The sequence below is a fragment of the Coxiella endosymbiont of Ornithodoros maritimus genome, from assembly GCF_907164965.1.
GTDB lineage: Bacteria > Pseudomonadota > Gammaproteobacteria > Coxiellales > Coxiellaceae > Coxiella.
In genome coordinates this window covers 16,798-35,299 of sequence record NZ_CAJRAM010000063.1, presented here as the reverse complement: position 1 = coordinate 35,299, position 18,502 = coordinate 16,798, and the positions used below count along the sequence as shown (strand labels likewise).

The window sequence follows — 18,502 nt, the reverse complement described above, 5'->3', positions numbered from 1 at the left end:
CCACCTTAAGGCCTTGCCACAGTGGACACATATTGAGCGCCTAACCCCTCTCGTGTGGATCACCTTACCCCACTCATCAATCCCACACAGTTGAAAAACCCCTTTTGCAATAAATACCAACACCAAGTATTTTAATATCTTTCATGGCCCTGCTCCTTTTTTTAAAAATAGAAACTCTATGTTGGCGCATTATAACGCCCTCTTTAAGGAGGGGCACTTTTCATTAGGTTACTTTTTTTATGATTTTTTGACCTGTGTATTAATATTAATCATAGAAAGAAATTAAGCTTTGTTAAAAGATAACCGTCTCTATTACAAAAATATCGCCTTGCTTCAGGAGCTCTTCGTGGCTGCCGTATTTTGATGAGTTCTATCGCCAGTGGTGTTTTGTTTAGACCCTTCACAAGCCCTCCAGAATCGTCCCTGGCAAAACGCTACAGCGCCATTAGCTTCACCTTAAATTAAAAGCTTTGGTAATCACTGGAAAAGCCTCATCAGAGTTAAGGAAGATTGAACATTTTGAAAAGATTTTGTATTGGTTCAATGCAATAGTTTTTACTTTGTATGTCTCGCAGGAAGAGGACGATCGGCCAACAGTAAAAAAGACTACTTTCCCTTTAGCGCACAAACCGATGGATAACCTGTGTGATTTTTTATCGGTAGATGATTTTGAATAGTTGGCTGCTATTTATCATGTCCCCCAGGATTCTGTTTGCGCGATTGACGGAGAGTTAATGGGAAAATTGTGGTGGGGGAGAGTATGCTCATCTCGATAATGGAACAATCGCTTTTGTTAGCGTGACAGCTTGCGATATGATTATCTTTAAATCAGAAGTAGGACGAATAATAGAAAAGAACCCAAGAGAAAAAGTTATTCAGAGAGCCGAAATTGAAAATAAATCTGTCATTGACGATGGGTATGATCTTAATATACAAATGCGCGGATACCGAGATCCACAGCAGCGATTATAACTGTTTAACCTCCACGAGGATAAAATAACCAGTGTATATTTTTATCTCGTTGTATTGCCCTTTTTCCAGGAGAACCATCCGTTCTACTTGAGCAACACAAGGATTTAATCAGAGACGAATCGGATCTTGTTTGTTGTCTGCATTTCTGTTCAGAGTTATAGAATCAGTTATCAGTTTTGAAAACTCATGAAAGTAAAATTAAATCAGGTTTGAGTCTGGCTGCATGAGGGCTTGTCTCGATGATAAAATCAAATTATCAATTCTCAAAAAACATAAACAATTGATTTCCGCCGCAGAGTAGCTTACAGACTGTATAAAAGCCCGCCCTAACAAACACACTAAAATATTAGTGCTTGAAGAGTTTAAACATATGATTCTAGACGCTCATGATCTCGCTTGGTGCATGATGGCCTGCCCCGATAATACGCGAAAAGAGTGATTATTTGATGAGCTTAAAGATAATACAAAGAAGGGAATTGCTGCTTGCATGCTAGCCTGCCCGGAAGCGGCGATGAAATTCTATCTTTTTAAGAAAATCAGTTCTCGGATTTTTCTTCCTAAAGAATTTGCATACTTCGTGTGCTTCCTTCCTGATCAAGAAAGTGCATTAGAGTTGATTTTAAAAATAAAAATAAAATTAATGAGGATTTTTTCTCAGGAGAAGTGTCGATTATTTTTCCATCAACCATACTTAATCTAATTAATTATTTTCTTCAAACAATTACTAACAATAGTATTAGAGAATTTCTACACTACCTTCCTAAAACCAGTAAGAATAGCGTAAAGCAAAATATACAATTTATTGTTTGGCTAACTGTATAGGCTGAAGAAAGCAATTCATTTGATGACTTTATCAAAAAATTGAAGCAAAACAATACTCGGCGGTTTCGCTTATCGATATTTAAGGGAGTTCGATCGCTTGCACTCGAACTTTGTTGGACGCGCTGGCGATTGGTTGCGAGAATGTGCATCGCGTGACTTTGCTGGCCTACTGTGAAGAGCGGATAAGTAATATAAAGTTTTCTTTTCAATTTTCAAAAGAACTTCAATTTTTTCAGAATCTTGTTGAAGCCAACGAAATCAAAAGCGAGTCTCCATTTGATTATATTGATTGGATAGAAAATGATAACACTGTTTTTATATCGCACGCTAACTTAGCGTCGGTGTGTGAGGCAAGCCTCAATCAGAATAGCACTCCTCGTAAAAATGTTCTAGCGGGTGCAGTACTAAATCCTGGCGAGCAAAAAGCACAGCGCGTAAGGAAAGGTTTGCCGGGAACGTGTAAGACTGCGTTGATATGTTAGTATGTTAGCAATTAATTGCATTAAATTTATTAAGCTAGAAGCCAATTTGCCTACTTCTAAGATTATAGAGCAAAAGATTTTAAAGGCCTTTGAGAAGGGAAGAAGCATTTGGATCGATGAATTAAATAGCTGTAGCGATTCCTTAAGAGCGCATATTGAATAGTGTTTTGTCGGGAATTAACCCTTACACGGGAGCGGCCACCTAGGCAACCTGGTTTTATAGCTTTTTTTAGCGGGAATGGCATAGCATTGGCGGGGCGTCGAGCATTAAGTCCGGCTTTAACCCACCGCTGTATCCATTTACAAACTCAACCGCTAAATAATCAACGGGATATTGAGCGACTTTTGAAAAACTTCGTGAGTAGGAAAGGGAAAGTATATTCTATCGATCTTCCTTCCCTTAAACTAAGGGCTTTAAGCAATTGATGAAGCAAGACAGTACCATAAATATCCGAACGCTATTGAGCTACACTTTGAACAGTTAATGCCAAACGTTCCAAAGGCTTCTCCTGCGAGCCTGCGTGCTACATATTGATCAAGGATTGGAAACGCGGTATCATTTTGAAAAAATGTGTCTGTTGGTGAGGATAACCGGTGGATTCACTTCTTTACTTAAATAAAGAGAGGAAACCATGAAGAAAATCGCAACTATTGGAGCAACGGCGATTTTAGCCGTGGGTTTGACGGGCTGTACGCCTGGCAACAACATTCCTGGGGCGACCCTTGCTGGGACAGCAGCGGGCGGATTGTTAGGGGCTGCTTTCTTTCATGGGGAGGGAGCGTGGATCGGTGTTTTGGGCAGTGCGCTGGGTGGGGGTGTTGTTGGTAATTTCGTCGGTAAACGAATGGATGAACAAGATCGCATTAATATGGCTCGTGCAGTGACGAGCACGCCGGTGGGCCAGCAAGCTAGTTGGACTAACAGTCATGACGTGACTTATACCGTTCGTCCGATTCGTCAATACCATCAACACCACCGTTATTGCCGGGAATACCAAACTTTAGTTACGATCGGCGGTCAAACCAAGAAAGCCTACGGGACAGCTTGTCGTATGCCCGACGGACAATGGAAGATCATTCGATAAAAGAAAATCACTACGCGATGACTATTGATGCCATGCCTCGGGTTCGGCTCCGCCGTTTGCGCCAGCACCCGGAACTTCGCGAGTTAATTAGTGAACATCGTTTGTCCGTAAAAGATATCATTCTGCCTTTGTTCGTGCGAGCGGGGCAGAAAATCAAAAGCCCGATAGCCTCGATCCCCGGGCATTTTCAGTGGAGCGTCGATCAGCTCGATGAAGAAGTTGAACGAATTGAGGCTTCTCAATTACCGGGGATTATCTTGTTTGGCATCCCCGATTTTAAAGATGCAACAGGTTTCTCAGTCTTGCAGCCCGATGGTGTTGTTCAGCGGGTGATTCAGCGAATTAGGAAGAAAGCACCGCGGCTCTTAATTGTTGCGGATTTGTGTTTTTGCAGAATATACCGATCACGACCACTGTGGTGTTGTGTCTAAAAATATTCGCGGTAATGAGACGATGTTGATAATGACAAAACCCTTAAATTATTAGTGGCTCAAGCCACCACAGTTTAGTCCGTGCTGGCGCTGATGTGATTGCGCTAACTGGTATGATGGACGGAATGGTTCAGGCAATCCGTTGGGGGCTGTATCATGTGGGGTTCACAGAGATTCCTGTTCTCAGTTATGCGGTTAAATACGCATCCAGTTTTTACGGCTCCTTTTGCGAAGCCGAATTGGACGTAGCTGAGTGCGCGGATTTCTTAATGGTTAAACCAGCGCAAACTTATTTAGATATTATTTGTCGTATTAAATAACATTTTCCTAGCATTCCACTCGGTGCTTACCAGGTCAGCGGCGAATTCGGCATGATCAAAGCCGCCGCCCGAGGTTGGTTTGATGAAACAAAAGCAATGATGGAAAGTTTATTGGCTATTAAACGCGCTGGAGCGGATTTTATTATTACTTATTTTGCTAAAGAAGCGGCTCGGTTGTTGTTAGGAAGAGAATAGGGGTGCGCTGACCTCTATCATTATCCACATCCCAGCCATTCGAATTTTAAACTTCGTTATTCCAGCGAAGGCGGGAACCTAGCCCACTTTCAGCGCCCAGCGCACGTAGTGCGCTGGGTCTCCGCCTTCGCGGGACGGCGAGAGTTTTTAGAAATTAAGACTAATAGAAAAAACAAGCCAAAATGAGAAGAATCCCCAATGTTTGTTTTTAATAATCATGCTTTAAGAATAAGGTTACTTCTGTTGACTATTTTAAGTTGGTAACTTAGAATAGTTGCAGGTTTATTCATTGTGATATCGAAGCCTCCTTAATAGACCCTGCATGGATTCTAACCCTTTTGGGGCCTGCTTCATTTTTTAAAACCTTATTTTAGCAACCTTCGTAAACGTCTCCATGAGTAAAACAAAAATTATTTTTTCCTGCCAGCATTGCGGTGCGCAATACGCGCAATGGCAAGGGCAGTGTCGTGATTGTGAAGAGTGGAATTCCATTGTTGAAGAAGTAGCTGTTAAAAAATCCACGCATCGCGCGGGTGGATTTGCGGGCGCGCAGTCCGTTCCTATTTTGCTAAGTAAGGTTAGCATGCAATCCCAACCGCGGTTGGCAACGGGACTTGCAGAATTTGATCATGTCCTTGGTGGAGGGTTAGTTTCTGATTCGGTGGTATTAATCGGTGGTGATCCAGGTGTGGGTAAATCCACTTTATTGCTGCAAATTTTGTGTAAAATTAGCAGCAATTATTCCACTTTATATATCAGTGGTGAGGAATCATTGCAACAAATTGCATTGCGAGCACAGCGACTGCAATTACCTCGAGATAAATTAACCCTGTTGGCAGAAACTCATATCGAGCAAATATTAGCGCTAGCGGAACAATCCCATCCGCAAGTGATGGTAATCGATTCCATTCAAACGGTGTACACCGAGACCGTTCCTTCAGCGCCTGGCGGAGTAGGTCAAGTGCGGGAAAGTGCAGCGCAATTAGTGCGTTTTGCGAAACAAAAAGGAATCGCTTTGTTTATCGTGGGCCATGTGACTAAAGAGGGCGCTATTGCAGGCCCTCGCGTTTTAGAACACATGGTCGATGCCGTCCTTTATTTTGAAGGGAAAAATGACAGTCGTTTTCGTGTTATCCGCGCGGTTAAAAACCGCTTTGGCGCCGTTAATGAAATTGGCGTATTTGCAATGACTAACGCGGGATTGAAACAAGTGAATAATCCCTCGGCGATTTTTTTATCGCGCTATGAAACACCGGTTTCTGGAAGCGTGGTTACCGTAACGTGGGAAGGCAGCCGCCCTTTGCTGGTGGAAGTGCAAGCCTTATTGGACGAAAGCCATCTTGCAAATCCTCGCCGAGTCACCGTCGGTTTAGAACAGAATCGTTTATCCATGTTATTAGCCACATTGCATCGCCACGGTGGCGTTCTTACCTATGATCAAGACGTATTTGTTAACGCCGTCGGCGGTCTACGTATTGTGGAAACGGGCGCTGATCTTCCTGTTTTATTAGCGGTGTTATCGAGCTTACGAAGTAAGCCATTACCTCCAGATTTAATTGTTTTTGGGGAAGTTGGCCTCGCCGGTGAAATTCGTCCGGTTCCGAGCGGACAAGAACGAATTAAAGAAGCGGCAAAACACGGCTTCAAACGCGCGATAGTCCCAAAAGCCAATGCGCCTAAAGATCTTCCGGAAGGGATGGAAATCGTGGCGGCAGATAAATTGCAGAGTGTATTAAATTACAATTATTAAGAAAAACTGGTAGTCTGTATGAAAGGTAGCGAAATACAGGATTATATTTTAGTTCCCGGTATTTCGCTTCGCTACACACGGCTACTCTTTTTCTTAGAAAGTGGCCGTAAAATCAAAAGCATCATCGTTTGATTTATCATTTTGCTTAGCCACTTCCAGAAAGACATATTTTCTCCATTGTTTCGAAATATAGACGAATCATCTTTTTTGGCCGCGTCTTCAGCGCGAAATATATAGACTTATTGGACACTTCCCCCTGAGGCGGGGTTCCAGGTAGAATGGTAGTTTCAGTCATTGGCAGGAGCTTGTCATGTACGACCTTACGTTGACCGTAGAGAGTTTCGATCCAGAATTGGCAGGAGCGATTCGGGACGAAGCGCGACGGCAGGAGTACCACATCGAGTTGATTGCCTCGGAGAACTATGTCAGTCCGCGTGTGTTAGAACTTGAGGGTTCGTTATTGACCAATAAGTACGCCGAAGGGTACCCCGGTAGGCGTTATTACGGTGGTTGTGAATTCGTCGATATTGTCGAGCAATTGGCGATTGATCGAGCGAAGGAACTGTTTGGCGCGGATTATGCGAACGTTCAGCCTCATTCGGGTTCGCAAGCCAATGCGGAGGCCTATATGGCGCTAATGAATCCAGGCGATACTTTACTTGCCATGGATTTGTCGCATGGAGGCCATTTGACCCACGGCTCTCCCGTCAGTTTTTCAGGTAAGTTCTATAAAGCCGTGCATTACGGTTTAAATGCGGATGGTGATATTGATTACGAAAAAGCAGCTAAACTAGCGCAAGAGCGCAAACCAAAAGTTATCCTAGCCGGATTTTCTGCTTTTTCGGGTGTCGTCGATTGGCAACGTTTTCGCGAAATCGCGGATAGCGTTAACGCCTATTTTATGACTGACATCGCGCATGTGGCTGGTTTAGTAGCCGCCGGAGTTTACCCTTCGCCGGTTCAAATTGCTGATGTTACGACGACAACGACGCATAAAACATTACGAGGCCCCCGTGCGGGTTTAATTCTAGCAAAGGCCAATCCTGAACTGAAAAAACGCTTAAACTCCGCCGTATTTCCAGGTTCTCAGGGCGGACCATTGATGCACATTATTGCGGCCAAAGCAGTCGCCTTCAAAGAAGCGATGCAACCGGAATTTAAAACTTATGCGCGACAGATTTTAAAAAATGCTAAGGCAATGGCGGAGGTGATGAAGGAGCGCGGGTATACGATTGTCTCGGGCGGCACGCAAAATCACCTATTTTTAGTGAGTTTGTTAGATAAAAACATGTCAGGTAAAGAAGCCGAAGCGGCTTTAGGACGAGCTAATATTACAGTTAACAAAAATACCGTTCCCGGTGAAACCCGCTCGCCTTTTGTGACTAGCGGCCTTCGCATTGGCACTCCCGCCATTACCACCCGAGGGTTTAAAGAAAAAGAAGCTTCTCAATTGGCGTATTGGGTTTGTGATATTTTAGATGATATTCATAACGAAAAAGTCATCGCCGATGTCAAACAAAAAGCCCATGAATTGTGTCGGAAATTTCCGGTGTATCAGGAACTCGACTGATGTATTGTCCTTTTTGCAATGCCGAAGACACGAAGGTCATCGATTCCCGGTTAGTGGAAGAGGGTACGCAAGTGCGTCGGCGGCGTGAATGCTTAGAGTGTCAAGAGCGTTTTACGACATTTGAAACGGCTGAATTAAATCTACCTCGGATTATAAAAAGAGACGGTCGGCGCAGCGCTTTCGATGAAGAAAAATTGCGTGCTGGATTATTAAAGGCTTTAGAAAAACGGCCGATCAGTACTGAACAGATTGAGATGGCTGTTCAACGGATTATTCATAAATTACGAGCACGAGGGGAGTGTGAAGTAAGTTCTCAATGGCTAGGTGAATTAGTGATGGATGAATTACGAGCGTTGGATGAAGTGGCTTACGTGCGGTTTGCTTCCGTTTATCGAAGTTTTCAGGATATTAAGGCATTCCGTGATGAAATTCGCCGCTTGCAAAAACAACAGAAGATATCTCATGATAAATAAAATTCGCCATAATGCGCGGCGCTATGCCCTCCAAGCGCTTTACCAATGGTTCTTTTGCGAAACGAAGCCGGACGCTTTGATTAGTCAATTTATGGAGGAGCACGAGCTTTCGGATACGGATGTGGCTTATTTTAAAGAGTTAGTCACAGGGACGATTCAGCAGGTTGCCGTCATTGATGAACTGATGACAGCTCATTTGGACCGGAAGATTAGCGCGTTAAATCCAGTCGAATTATCGGTGTTGCGCTTATCGATTTACGAGCTGCTTTATCGGAAGGAGGTACCATACAAAGTAGTGATTGACGAAGCACTGGAATTGGTGAAAGAATTTGGGGCCCAAGCAGGGCATAAATATGTCAATGCTGTTTTGGATGTATTAAGTTCTGAGATAAGAAAGGGGGTATAAAATGCCAAGAGGTAGAGGACCGCATGGTCCAAAAAAGTTTAGAAAGCGGAATAAGAAATCTCGTTGAGATTCTCAAACACTGCACTATCGAAAATTATCGGCTGGTTCCAGTTATGGCCGATAATTTTTTAACGGAGAAAATCGACCTTAGCCTGAGCCGTCACACCAAGAAATTGATCTTCTTGTGCTAAACGCGCGACTTCTAGCTTTTCAAGATCGGGGTTTAATGATTTTAAGTAACGATCGTTACCTTCTGTAATGATTTGCCTCAAGCGGGCTTTCGGTTCTCCTTGTAAGCGTACAACCACAAAGTCTCGATCCTTGGGTTTGCGTTCGGGTTCTACAATAATTGTAGTTCCGTTTGGAAATAAAGGTTCCATCGCACATCCCTGGATAATTAAGCCATAAGCAAGCTTACTCACATTTGCATCGGTAGTAACATACATAGCTTCGTTCGAACTTTGATAATGGGGTAAAGCTTCAGGCCAACTAGTGGCATCCTTCCAGGAGATTAAAGGCACACGGTTCCATGTGCCATAACTCCCTGTTACTTGAGGGGACTGGTCGCTAGAAAGCGGTTCTTCACCAATCAGCTGGCTGATATTCACCATAAAGTAGCGAGCGATAGGTTTTATCGTTGCTAACTTAGGGTTAGTATTTTGTCCCGTTGATAATCTGTGAATGATGGGTTGTGCGATCCCCGTTCGTCGGGCTAACTCACTTGCGTTGATTTGGAGCGAGGTCATTAGCGTTTTAAGGTTTGAACTGAGTGAAGCCATAAAATTTGTCCCTATTGTTCCTGTCCCTTCACTTGGCGACTGTCTATTATTTAAAATAATATACAATTGAATTGTTTCTATTCTCATATCTATTGTCAACTATTTCTTACAATTAATACTGGCTTAATCTATTGACATACATTAAAATTTAATATTTTTTAGCCGGTATTTCCTTGTGGTATAACTCTCTTATGCCTTTAACAGAATTTACGATTATTAAAAATTATTTTCACCGACCGAAAAAGCAAGTGAAGAATGTAGTCGTTGGAATCGGTGACGATGCTGCGGTGATTGAAATACCTAAGGAACAGCAGGTTGTCATTTCTGTGGATACCCTAGTGGAAGGAGTGCATTTTTCAATAAATACACCGCCGCGTGATTTAGGATATAAAGCTTTAGCCGTTAGTTTGAGCGATATCGCTTCCATGGGCGCTATTCCCCATACGGCTTTACTCGCTTTAACCATTCGAAAAACGAATGAGATTTGGCTGAAAGCGTTTGCAGAAGGTTTTTTTTCGCTGGCGGATCGTTATCAAGTTTCGCTCATCGGGGGCGATGTGACGGAAGGCCCGCTTTGCATTTCAATTACGGCTACGGGTTTAATTCCAAAGAATGAAATGATTTGCCGTAACGGCGCGACAGTCGGAGATTTGATTTACTTAACGGGAACGGTAGGGGACGCGGGTTTAGCATTGGCGTTATTAAAACAACATAAAAAAATAGATCCTTTTTTGTTGGCGCGATTAAACTGCCCCACTCCTCGTATCGAAGCGGGTGTAGCCTTGCGGGGAATTGCTAGTGCGGCAATCGATATTTCCGATAGCGTTGTGGCGGACCTTGAAAAAATGGCCCGAGCGAGCCAAGTGGGTGCGAAAATTTACGTTGAACGTTTGCCGTTATCGGACAGCTTTAAACGATACTGCCCTCTAAAAAAAGTGTGGGAATACGTGCTGGCCAGCGGAGATAATTATGAACTTTGTTTTACTGTTCCAAAAGAAAGAAGTGAGCCATTAGAAGAAGTTTTTCATTCCTTGGATTGCGAGTGTCGCTATATTGGAGAAATTATCCAAGGCGAGGGTGTGATGGTGATCGATCCACAAAACCGGCCCATAAACATAGCGAAAAAAGGTTATGAGCATTTTTCAAATGCGTAATCCTCAATTTTAACGAGATCCTATATATTGAGTTATCATGAACAATGAATTATGATGCGGAAAGAATGGATTGTTAAAAGCAGTTTAAGGCGATGAAGATGAAAAGGAGTTTGAGATCCCTCGTATCAAGCATTTTTATTTTTTTCCTGCCTCTTATTTTAAGATTAACGCCTTTGCAGGTGGTCCAGAAATTCCTTCTTTTAACCCGTGGATAATATCACTCGGTATTTTGGGCTATCTATGGGGCGCATTTCAACCGTGAGTCGAGTTATGGCATCGGCTCACGGTTGAATGTTCAAAATTATACATACTATAGCAAGCAATTCGGTTATGGTGGGGGTGGCCAAATAGGTGTTCGCTATCACCTTAAAACGTTCTTATGTGGGATTAGAAATGAGTGCGCAAGAGAATAGTCGTCAGGGAATCCATTAAATCGTTTACATTTTTAGGCCAAGGGCTCTCTTTGTTGTTACAAAGGCAATTTCGTATTAATTCTAATGTCGACCTTGGGGGTATTTTAGGGACAGACATAACTCCGCGCAGGCATATGTATGGCAAATTGGGCGTTTCATATGCCAAATTAAAGCACAAAGTTACTCAAAGGGTGTGGTTTGGTGTTGACTTACTTCAAACGGTTTTCCAACAGAAGTTGAGTAAAAACCTCTGGCGTTATCTTGCAGGATTGGGAATTGCAGAAGACCTTGGGTAAGGCTTGAGTCTTTTTGCTGAATATGATTATTATGATTAGGTGAAAATAACTTAAAAACATTGAGAAACATCTCTTCTCTATGTTGTTGATGTTTACACTCAAAAAGTGCTAGTGGGTGCTTATACTATCTGCTTGGGTCTCACTTTTGAGTTTGCAGTGTAGTTCCGTAGGTTTGATGACAATAAGGAGTAAGGTTCATGAATATTAAACAGCGCTTAAAATATCTGGCCTCATGTCTTTTATTCCGCGCTTTCTTCTGGATAAATAGCCGGCCGCATTGGCGGGTGGTTCAGAAATTCCACCGTCTGCACCACGGGTGATTTATATTAGCGGTTTCGGCGGTGTCTATGTGGCTAATTTTGAATATGAAGGGAGGTATTTAGGGGATGGGGCCTCCCTCCGACTTTTATCGTTCCGATCTCGCTAGTAATGTTGATCAAAATGGATATACCGCGGGTGGGCATATCGGTCTTCGTTATTATTTTTCAAACCCCCTCAGTTGAGGATTTAATCTTTAAGTTGATTAATCAATTTCGAATTAAAAGTAATCTCGATTTAACCGCTCAGCTAGGAAGTCAACATTACCTTTCGAACCCGCGTTTAATATATAAAGAGGGGATTACGCCCGAATTAGACACATATTGACGGTTTTCAACCCGGCTGCTTTAACTCCGACCATTACCCTTCAACAGACGACTCATAAAAATGGGTGGGGCTATCTTGTGGGTTTTGGATTGGGATATGATTTCTGCCCTTGGTTCGGCATTTTTACCGAATATAATTATTACGACTGCGCCGTATCGGTCTTAACAGTTTAAGTAATATTAGTCTGAGTAATGGAGGCGATACTTATCGTCAAAATGTCCGTGTTCATGCTTATTCGGTCCTCCTGGGGTTGGCCTCAATTTTTCAGTCTAAGTTGTGAGAGGGATTATTGATGATAATAAGGAGAAAGATTCATGGGTAGGAGAAGAAGAGTCTGGTTATCAATCACATTAAGAATTTTATGGGAAGCTTTTTCTCTCGCCGGGAGCGGGAGCGCGTTAGCTGTCGGGTACGAACCTTTACCGCGCAATGACGGGTACCGCGAAATGAATTATGCAAAAGTGAAATTTGGCAGTATGGCGCACATTATGGGGGACCCATGTCGGGGTTCAATATCATTTTATTCGCCCGTATTATTTAGATTGAATTTTGCGGGGATGAGTAACTCATGAAAAGCGCGATTTAACGGCTCTTTATTCCTGGGCTTTGGCAGTACCACCGCCACCGTCATTGATAGTACACTGTTTTTAAAATATAACCTTGATTTGATCGGAATTTTTGCGATTGACATTACACTGGCTCTGCGCTTGTATTTGAAATGGGGCGCGTCCTATGCAAAATTGGTGGAGGGTTTCGCAGTCTTACAATCAACGATTAGTGGAAGCATTTCCTAGCAAGATCAAACGCATCATAGTTTATGGGGCGTAGTTCTAGGGGTAGGTTTAGCGCGAAATTTGTGTCGATGGGTTAGTTTATTTGCGGAATATGATTTTTACGATTACGGTAACCATACGTTAAATACCGCCAATAACATCTCTGTGGATCCCGTCGTTGTTCCACCAGATGTTTATACCCAGGAAAGAAACTTTAGTTCTTTTCTGCTGTTATGCTCGACGTTTATTCAACGAGATTACTTTTCGCTTTGTTTTGCCGGTATATAATTGTCTCGGGCGAGCGAGGCGATGATCGGGACTGCTCATCATTTCCATCCAATGTGAAATCCAGCCCACTGTTCGTGATAATGCGAAAATTACTGTAAACATATTAGAAGGGATGCCAATGGCATTTAGCGTCAGACCGGAGTAAAAATCCACATTTGGATAAAGTTTTTTCTCAATAAAATAATCATCCTCTAGGGCAATTTTTTCTAGTTTCATCGCTAATTTAAATAAAGGTTCATTGTGGCGGCCAATGGCATCGAGGACTTCATGGCAGGTTTTCTGCATGACTTTGGCGCGGGGATCGTAATTTTTGTAAACGCGATGACCAAAGCCCATCAGACGAAAAGGGTTATTTTTATCTTTAGCTTTTTTAATATATTGGCCGATGTTTTTTTCGTCACCAATTTTCCTCAACATATTTAAACAAGCTTCATTAGCACCGCCGTGGGCAGGGCCCCAGAGAGCACTAATACCCGCCGAAATACAAGCAAACGGATTTGCTCCCGTAGAACCGGCGACTCGAACGGTAGTCGTTGACGCATTTTGTTCGTGATCGGCGTGAAGGATGAAAATACGATCCATCGCGCGAGCTAAGACGGGGTCGGGTTCTGTCTCTTCGTAAGGGGTGCCAAAGAGCATATGTAAAAAGTTTTCTGCATAATTCATGGCCCGGCGAGGATGCATAAACGGTTGACCAATGGAATATTTATAACTCATAGCGGCCAGCGTGGGCATTTTGGCTATTAATCGGATGGCGGATAATTCGGGATCGACCGGTTTAGTGATGTCTAACGCATCGTGATAGAAAGCCGAAAGTGCGCCGATGGTGCTTAGCACCATCGCCATGGGATGGGCGTCATAGTGAAAACCATTGAAAAATTTTGTCACTTGCTCATAAACGCTGGTGTGTTCTTTAATCGTGCGAACAAATTTTTCCTTTTCTCCTTTGTTTGGGAGCTCGCCATACATAAGTAAGTAACAAACTTCCATATAATCCGATTTGTCAGCTAATTGATCAATTGGATACCCCCGATACAGCAAAGTACCTTTCTCGCCATCGATAAAGGTAATTTTTGATTCACAGGTTGCTGTAGAGTAAAAACCAACGTCCAGTGCATAGGCACCATGATTGCCCAATCTCTTTACGTCAATCACATCCTTACCAAGGGAAGGTGAATAAATAGGGAATTCAACCAACTGATTTTCAAAAGAAAGTTTAGCTTTACGATTGCTCATTCGTGCTCCTGGCGGGTCTGGTGCTTGTAACTATAATGAATTTTAGTGGGATTTTCAAAATTTGCCCACATCGATAGGTCGGTAGTACTTTTTTCTGGTGAGTTTTCTGACAGTTTCTCTTCTGATAAAGAATGGCAGAAGCGAAGTGCCTCGCTGCCATTTTGCGAACGGCATTTAGGAAGATAAGCTAGAATCTCTGTTTCTTGAGTTTTTATCCAGTGAAGAATTAATGGTTTCAAATTATCCGAGGCTAAAATTAATTTAAGTTCTCCCCCAAGTCCTTCTAATACCGTAGAAAATAAATTCATTTTTTCTACGTTACTCAGGAATCTAACTAATTGTGTTAATGGGTTTCATTCCTCCGTCATTTTTTTGTGGTATTTTTCCTCGGTATCCTCATATTTCATCTTGAAATTCCTTTTAAAATAATTGTAAACTCATTACTAATGAGTTTACAATTAAATAACGAAAGCGCCTTCATCTTGAGAAAGTTTAGGCAATCTGTAAATATGATAGTAGGGGTCCGGCACGGGAGTTTAGTTTCAAAATAAAAACGAAAAGCAGCATCAAAAAAGAAAAGGTATCCTCTTCTCTAAGATTAATGTTCAGTTCAGAAATAAAACTATCAAATGGGCTCTTCGTAGCGTCGGTTCTTTTTCTTTTTTCGACGAGGCGCTTTGACTTGCCGCAGGGTAGGCATAACTCTTGCGGGGGAAGAGCTCACTAAGCGCAGGTTCTTTTCTTCGACAAGAGGGAAGAAACTCGAAGGATTATTGTAAAATCCATGTGAATTGGATACGATTTCTGAATTCTGAATTCGGGAGGGTGAAGAAGACAACTTAAAGTTATTAGAAAAATCATCATCGAGATTATCGGTGGGGCGCCTGATATTATTGTGATTATGAGTTCGAGACATGGGAGTTACCTTTATTTGTTTATGAGTTTGTTGATGGAAATTCAAACAACCCAAGCTTAGGCTAACCTTAACCATCCTGCTCCCAGGGACATTTTTGAGCAAGCCCCTTATCTTGGCTACCAAAACTCAGCAAGAAGCTAAAGCAGAGTTGCATTACCAAATGCAATGCCGTTATAATCGCCACACGTTTGCAACGCAAGTATTTTCACTATCTTCATGTTTTTATTGAAAAAAAAGGAAGGGTATGAACACCATGCGCCCTGTCAACCTTGATTTGACGAAATTTCATTTTCCGCCAATGGCCATCTTATCGATTGGGCATCGTATTTCTGGGTTTGTACTCTTTTTATGTATGCCCTTAATGTTTTATTTATTGCATCGGGCGACGGCTTCGGCGGAGAGCTTTTATCATCTGCACCAATTGTTGCTGCATAACGGCTGGATAAAACTGGCCGTGTGGATCATGCTATCAGCCACTTTATTTCATTTATTCGCCGGCATACGCCATTTAGCTATGGATCTGGGTTTTTGGGAATCCGTTCCTGAAGGCCGAATTAGTGCCTATATCGTTTTTGTGGTTTCGTTTATTACCATTGTTTTAGCAGGAGTGTGGGTATATGGTAGATAGGACCAGCCGTCGTGGCTATCGTGACTGGTTCGTTCAGCGGATTACCGCCTTATTAAGCGGTATTTATGCGGTTTTTGTCATCGTTTTTTTGCTCGTCTACCATCCCATTTCTTACCCTCAATGGCACGCATTATTTAGTCATTTAATAATGAAAATATTTACCCTCATCGTTATTTTCAGCATTTTATGGCACGCTTGGGTTGGCATGTGGACAATCTTTACCGATTATGTAAAAAATAAGCCCATACGGCTCGCTTTAGAGACTCTGGTTTGTTTATTGTTAGTGGGCTATTTCGTATGGGCCATCGAATTTTTGTGGATAGCGCGTTGAACGAGGTAAAGAATGAGCTCTATTAGAGTCAAGCAATACGATGCTGTCATCGTAGGAGCGGGTGGGGCGGGCTTACGCGCCGCATTGGAAATGGCGCAATCTCGTCAGTATAAAGTAGCCGTTGTATCAAAAGTTTTCCCCACTCGATCGCACACCGTTTCTGCGCAAGGTGGCATAGCGGCCGCTTTGGGCAATGTGGTGCCGGATAAACCGATTTGGCATATGTTCGATACGGTTAAAGGATCGGACTATTTAGGCGATCAAGATGCCATTCAATACATGTGTGAACAGGCCCCACCTTCTGTGTACGAATTGGAACATTACGGACTTCCCTTTTCTCGATTGGATGACGGTCGCATCTATCAACGCGCTTTTGGCGGGCACACGTGCGATTTCGGTAAAGAAATGGCCCGGCGTACATGCGCCTGTGCGGACCGAACCGGCCATGCCATGCTCCATACGTTGTACCAAAAAAATGTAGAAGCAGGCACCCATTTTTATTATGAATGGTATGGGATTGATTTAGTCCGCGGTGCACAAGGCGGGATTGCCGGCATGGTCGCAATGAATATGGGAACTAGTGAGTTGGTTTTTTTTAGATCACGAGCGACGATTTTCGCCACCGGTGGGGCGGGCCGTATTTATGAAACAACCAGTAACGCTTATACCAACACGGGTGATGGGATTGGTATGGTGTTGCGGGCTGGGTTGCCCGTGCAAGACATGGAGTTTTGGCAATTCCATCCGACGGGTATTTACGGTGTGGGTTGTTTGATTACAGAAGGCGCACGTGGCGAGGGCGGTTACCTTATTAATAAAGACGGCGAACCTTTTATGGAACGTTATTCTCCTCATTTAAAAGACCTCGATTGCCGCGACGTCGTTGCCCGTTCTATCTTACAAGAAGTTATGGCCGGCGGTGGTGTGGGCCCGAAAAAGGATCACGTCCTACTTAAATTGGATCATTTGGGAGAAAAAGTATTACGAGAGCGACTCCCTGGTATTATCGAATTATCCGAAAAATTTGCAAACGTCGATATCACAAAAGAACCCATCCCTATTTTACCGACATGCCATTACATGATGGGCGGCATTCCCACCAATATTCATGGTCAAGCACTCACCGTGGATGAAAACGGTAGGGACCATATTATCGAAGGTATGTTTGCCGCGGGAGAATGCGCGTGTGTCTCTGTCCATGGGGCAAATCGGTTAGGAACTAATTCATTATTAGACTTAGTCGTCTTTGGCCGTGCCATTGGATTGCATTTGGAAGAGGCCTTAAAAACGGAATTGAAGCATCGTTCTGAAAATCCCGATGATATTGATGCTGCTATTGCTCGGTTAGAGCACTGGGAAAAACCCGATAATGTTGAAAATCCTGCATTACTTCGACAGGAAATGCGAAAAGCTATGTCGGAAGACTTCGGCGTGTTCCGCGAAGAGCAGAAAATGGAGCAAGGATTGAAACGCCTACAAAAATTGAATGAACGGTTACAGCGCGCGAAATTAACCGATACCAGTCGCACTTTCAATAATGCCCGAATTGAAGCGTTAGAACTCGATAATTTAATGGAGGTTTCTTACGCCACCGCCGTTTCAGCACGGCAACGTACGGAAAGCCGGGGCGCTCATTCTCGTTATGATTATAAAGAACGCGACGATGCAAATTGGCTAAAACACACTGTTTATTTTCGCGACGGGCGCATCGCTTACCGTCTTGTTAATATGAAACCCAAAGGGATGGACCCGTTTCCCCCTAAATCGAGAGATTGATAAAAAATGAATTCTAAAAAATCACGAATCATGACTTTCTCAATTATGCGCTTTAATCCAGAAACGGATAAAAAACCTTACATGCAAGATTTTGAATTGGATGTTTCTGTCATTCAGGGAAAAATGTTACTTAATGCCTTGGAAGCCCTTCGAGAAAAACACCCCGATATCGGTTTGCGACGTTCGTGTGCGGAAGGCGTTTGTGGCTCGGATGGAATGAATATCAATGGCAAAAATGCCTTAGCCTGCGTGACCCAATTAAAAGATTTACCCGATCGTGTCGTTATTCGACCGTTGCCGGGCTTTCCTATTATTCGCGATTTAATTGTGGATATGGAGCAGTTTTATGCTCAATATAAAAAAGTAAAACCTTATCTTTTAAATGATCGGGAAGCTCCTCAAAAAGAACGGCTGCAAAACCCAGAAGAACGGGTTAAATTGGATGGATTGTATGAATGCATTTTATGCGCTTGTTGTTCTTCTTCTTGTCCTTCCTATTGGTGGAATCCAGACAAATTTATTGGACCGGCGGGTTTGTTATGGTCGTATCGATTTATTGCGGATAGTCGTGACTCCAAGGAAAAAGAACGCCTCGATGCAATGAAAGACCCGTACAGTGTTTTTCGTTGTCGTACAATTATGGATTGCGCGACGGTATGCCCTAAAAATCTTAACCCTGCTAAAGCGATCCGGAAAATCCGCACCGAAATGCTTCAGGAAACAGAAAGCGGGGAATAATCGGAAAACTAGAAGATAAAAAA

Annotated in this window: 16 protein-coding genes and 6 pseudogenes; 16 read left to right on the top strand and 6 right to left on the bottom strand. The window is 43.0% G+C overall.

Features of this window, described 5'->3' with window-relative positions; all coding sequences use genetic code 11:
• Positions 1–14: 14 nt before the first annotated feature.
• Positions 15–145: pseudogene (locus tag OWO34_RS06385) on the bottom strand (IS110 family transposase); the annotation flags it as partial.
• Between the two features lie 325 nt (positions 146–470).
• Between OWO34_RS06385 and OWO34_RS06380 the strand changes: the two are divergent.
• Complete coding sequence (locus tag OWO34_RS06380; RefSeq protein ID WP_267256938.1) at positions 471–677, top strand: hypothetical protein; 207 nt, start codon at positions 471–473, stop codon at positions 675–677.
• Positions 678–1,907: 1,230 nt separating this feature from the next.
• Positions 1,908–2,276, top strand: coding sequence for a hypothetical protein (locus OWO34_RS06375; protein WP_267256937.1), 369 nt, complete (start codon positions 1,908–1,910; stop codon positions 2,274–2,276).
• A gap of 556 nt (positions 2,277–2,832) precedes the next feature.
• Here the strand turns inward: OWO34_RS06375 and OWO34_RS06370 are convergent.
• Positions 2,833–2,924 (bottom strand): annotated as a pseudogene (locus OWO34_RS06370) (hypothetical protein).
• On the opposite strand from OWO34_RS06370, the gene coxDFB4 reads away from it, so the two are divergent.
• Together coxDFB4 and OWO34_RS06360 are read left to right on the top strand one after the other, a co-directional pair.
• Positions 2,909–3,361: a Dot/Icm type IV secretion system effector CoxDFB4 gene (coxDFB4, locus tag OWO34_RS06365; protein WP_267256936.1), complete on the top strand. Its 453-nt coding sequence runs from the start codon at positions 2,909–2,911 to the stop codon at positions 3,359–3,361. The pseudogene OWO34_RS06370 and the gene coxDFB4 overlap by 16 nt on opposite strands.
• A 17-nt stretch (positions 3,362–3,378) precedes the next feature.
• Positions 3,379–4,307: pseudogene (locus tag OWO34_RS06360) on the top strand (porphobilinogen synthase).
• A 147-nt stretch (positions 4,308–4,454) separates the two neighbouring features.
• On the opposite strand, the pseudogene OWO34_RS09855 reads toward OWO34_RS06360, so the two are convergent.
• Positions 4,455–4,597: pseudogene (locus tag OWO34_RS09855) on the bottom strand (hypothetical protein).
• A 104-nt stretch (positions 4,598–4,701) separates the two neighbouring features.
• Between OWO34_RS09855 and radA the strand changes: the two are divergent.
• The 4 genes from radA to nusB all read left to right on the top strand — a co-directional run bounded on the left by radA (position 4,702) and on the right by nusB (position 8,506).
• Positions 4,702–6,057, top strand: a complete 1,356-nt coding sequence (gene radA, locus OWO34_RS06355) for a DNA repair protein RadA (RefSeq protein WP_267256935.1) — start codon at positions 4,702–4,704, stop codon at positions 6,055–6,057.
• 310 nt (positions 6,058–6,367) lie between these two features.
• The gene (glyA, locus tag OWO34_RS06350; RefSeq protein ID WP_267256934.1) at positions 6,368–7,627 is read left to right on the top strand and encodes a serine hydroxymethyltransferase; all 1,260 of its coding nucleotides are present in this window, start codon (positions 6,368–6,370) and stop codon (positions 7,625–7,627) included.
• Positions 7,627–8,100 (top strand): transcriptional regulator NrdR, encoded by a 474-nt coding sequence (gene nrdR, locus OWO34_RS06345; RefSeq protein ID WP_267256933.1) that lies wholly within the window; start codon positions 7,627–7,629, stop codon positions 8,098–8,100. Before glyA ends, nrdR begins: the two co-directional genes overlap by 1 nt.
• The gene (gene nusB / locus OWO34_RS06340) at positions 8,090–8,506 is read left to right on the top strand and encodes a transcription antitermination factor NusB (RefSeq protein WP_267256932.1); all 417 of its coding nucleotides are present in this window, start codon (positions 8,090–8,092) and stop codon (positions 8,504–8,506) included. Before nrdR ends, nusB begins: the two co-directional genes overlap by 11 nt.
• 128 nt (positions 8,507–8,634) lie before the next feature.
• Here the strand turns inward: nusB and OWO34_RS06335 are convergent, their stop codons facing one another.
• Positions 8,635–9,351 (bottom strand): S24 family peptidase, encoded by a 717-nt coding sequence (locus OWO34_RS06335; RefSeq protein ID WP_267256941.1) that lies wholly within the window; start codon positions 9,349–9,351, stop codon positions 8,635–8,637.
• Positions 9,352–9,476: 125 nt separating this feature from the next.
• Here OWO34_RS06335 and thiL point away from each other — a divergent pair, with 125 nt between their 5' ends.
• The 4 genes and pseudogenes from thiL to OWO34_RS06315 all read left to right on the top strand — a co-directional run bounded on the left by thiL (position 9,477) and on the right by OWO34_RS06315 (position 12,854).
• A complete protein-coding gene (gene thiL / locus OWO34_RS06330) occupies positions 9,477–10,439 on the top strand; it encodes a thiamine-phosphate kinase (protein WP_267256931.1) in 963 nt (320 codons plus the stop codon).
• Between the two features lie 463 nt (positions 10,440–10,902).
• Positions 10,903–11,148 (top strand): hypothetical protein, encoded by a 246-nt coding sequence (locus OWO34_RS06325; RefSeq protein WP_267256930.1) that lies wholly within the window; start codon positions 10,903–10,905, stop codon positions 11,146–11,148.
• Positions 11,149–11,345: 197 nt separating this feature from the next.
• Positions 11,346–12,066 (top strand): annotated as a pseudogene (locus OWO34_RS06320) (outer membrane protein).
• Positions 12,067–12,107: 41 nt separating this feature from the next.
• Positions 12,108–12,854: pseudogene (locus OWO34_RS06315) on the top strand (outer membrane protein).
• On the opposite strand, the gene gltA reads toward OWO34_RS06315, so the two are convergent.
• On the bottom strand, positions 12,798–14,090 hold the full coding sequence (gene gltA, locus OWO34_RS06310) for a citrate synthase (protein ID WP_267256929.1): 1,293 nt from the start codon (positions 14,088–14,090) through the stop codon (positions 12,798–12,800). The pseudogene OWO34_RS06315 and the gene gltA sit on opposite strands and share 57 nt — an antisense overlap.
• Positions 14,087–14,398, bottom strand: coding sequence for a hypothetical protein (locus OWO34_RS09530; protein WP_323808270.1), 312 nt, complete (start codon positions 14,396–14,398; stop codon positions 14,087–14,089). The genes gltA and OWO34_RS09530 overlap by 4 nt, the downstream gene beginning before the upstream one ends.
• Before the next feature lie 852 nt (positions 14,399–15,250).
• On the opposite strand from OWO34_RS09530, the gene sdhC reads away from it, so the two are divergent.
• From sdhC to OWO34_RS06285, 4 genes are read left to right on the top strand one after another with little or no spacing between them, the layout of a single operon-like run.
• Positions 15,251–15,634: a succinate dehydrogenase, cytochrome b556 subunit gene (gene sdhC / locus OWO34_RS06300; RefSeq protein WP_267256928.1), complete on the top strand. Its 384-nt coding sequence runs from the start codon at positions 15,251–15,253 to the stop codon at positions 15,632–15,634.
• Positions 15,624–15,965 carry a succinate dehydrogenase, hydrophobic membrane anchor protein gene (sdhD, locus tag OWO34_RS06295; protein WP_267256927.1) on the top strand — a complete coding sequence of 114 codons (342 nt, stop codon included), beginning with the start codon at positions 15,624–15,626 and terminating at the stop codon, positions 15,963–15,965. The genes sdhC and sdhD overlap by 11 nt, the downstream gene beginning before the upstream one ends.
• A 12-nt stretch (positions 15,966–15,977) precedes the next feature.
• Positions 15,978–17,741, top strand: a complete 1,764-nt coding sequence (gene sdhA, locus OWO34_RS06290; protein WP_267256926.1) for a succinate dehydrogenase flavoprotein subunit — start codon at positions 15,978–15,980, stop codon at positions 17,739–17,741.
• 6 nt (positions 17,742–17,747) lie between these two features.
• Positions 17,748–18,479 (top strand): succinate dehydrogenase iron-sulfur subunit, encoded by a 732-nt coding sequence (locus tag OWO34_RS06285; protein ID WP_267256925.1) that lies wholly within the window; start codon positions 17,748–17,750, stop codon positions 18,477–18,479.
• The last annotated feature ends 23 nt before the right edge of the window (positions 18,480–18,502 follow it).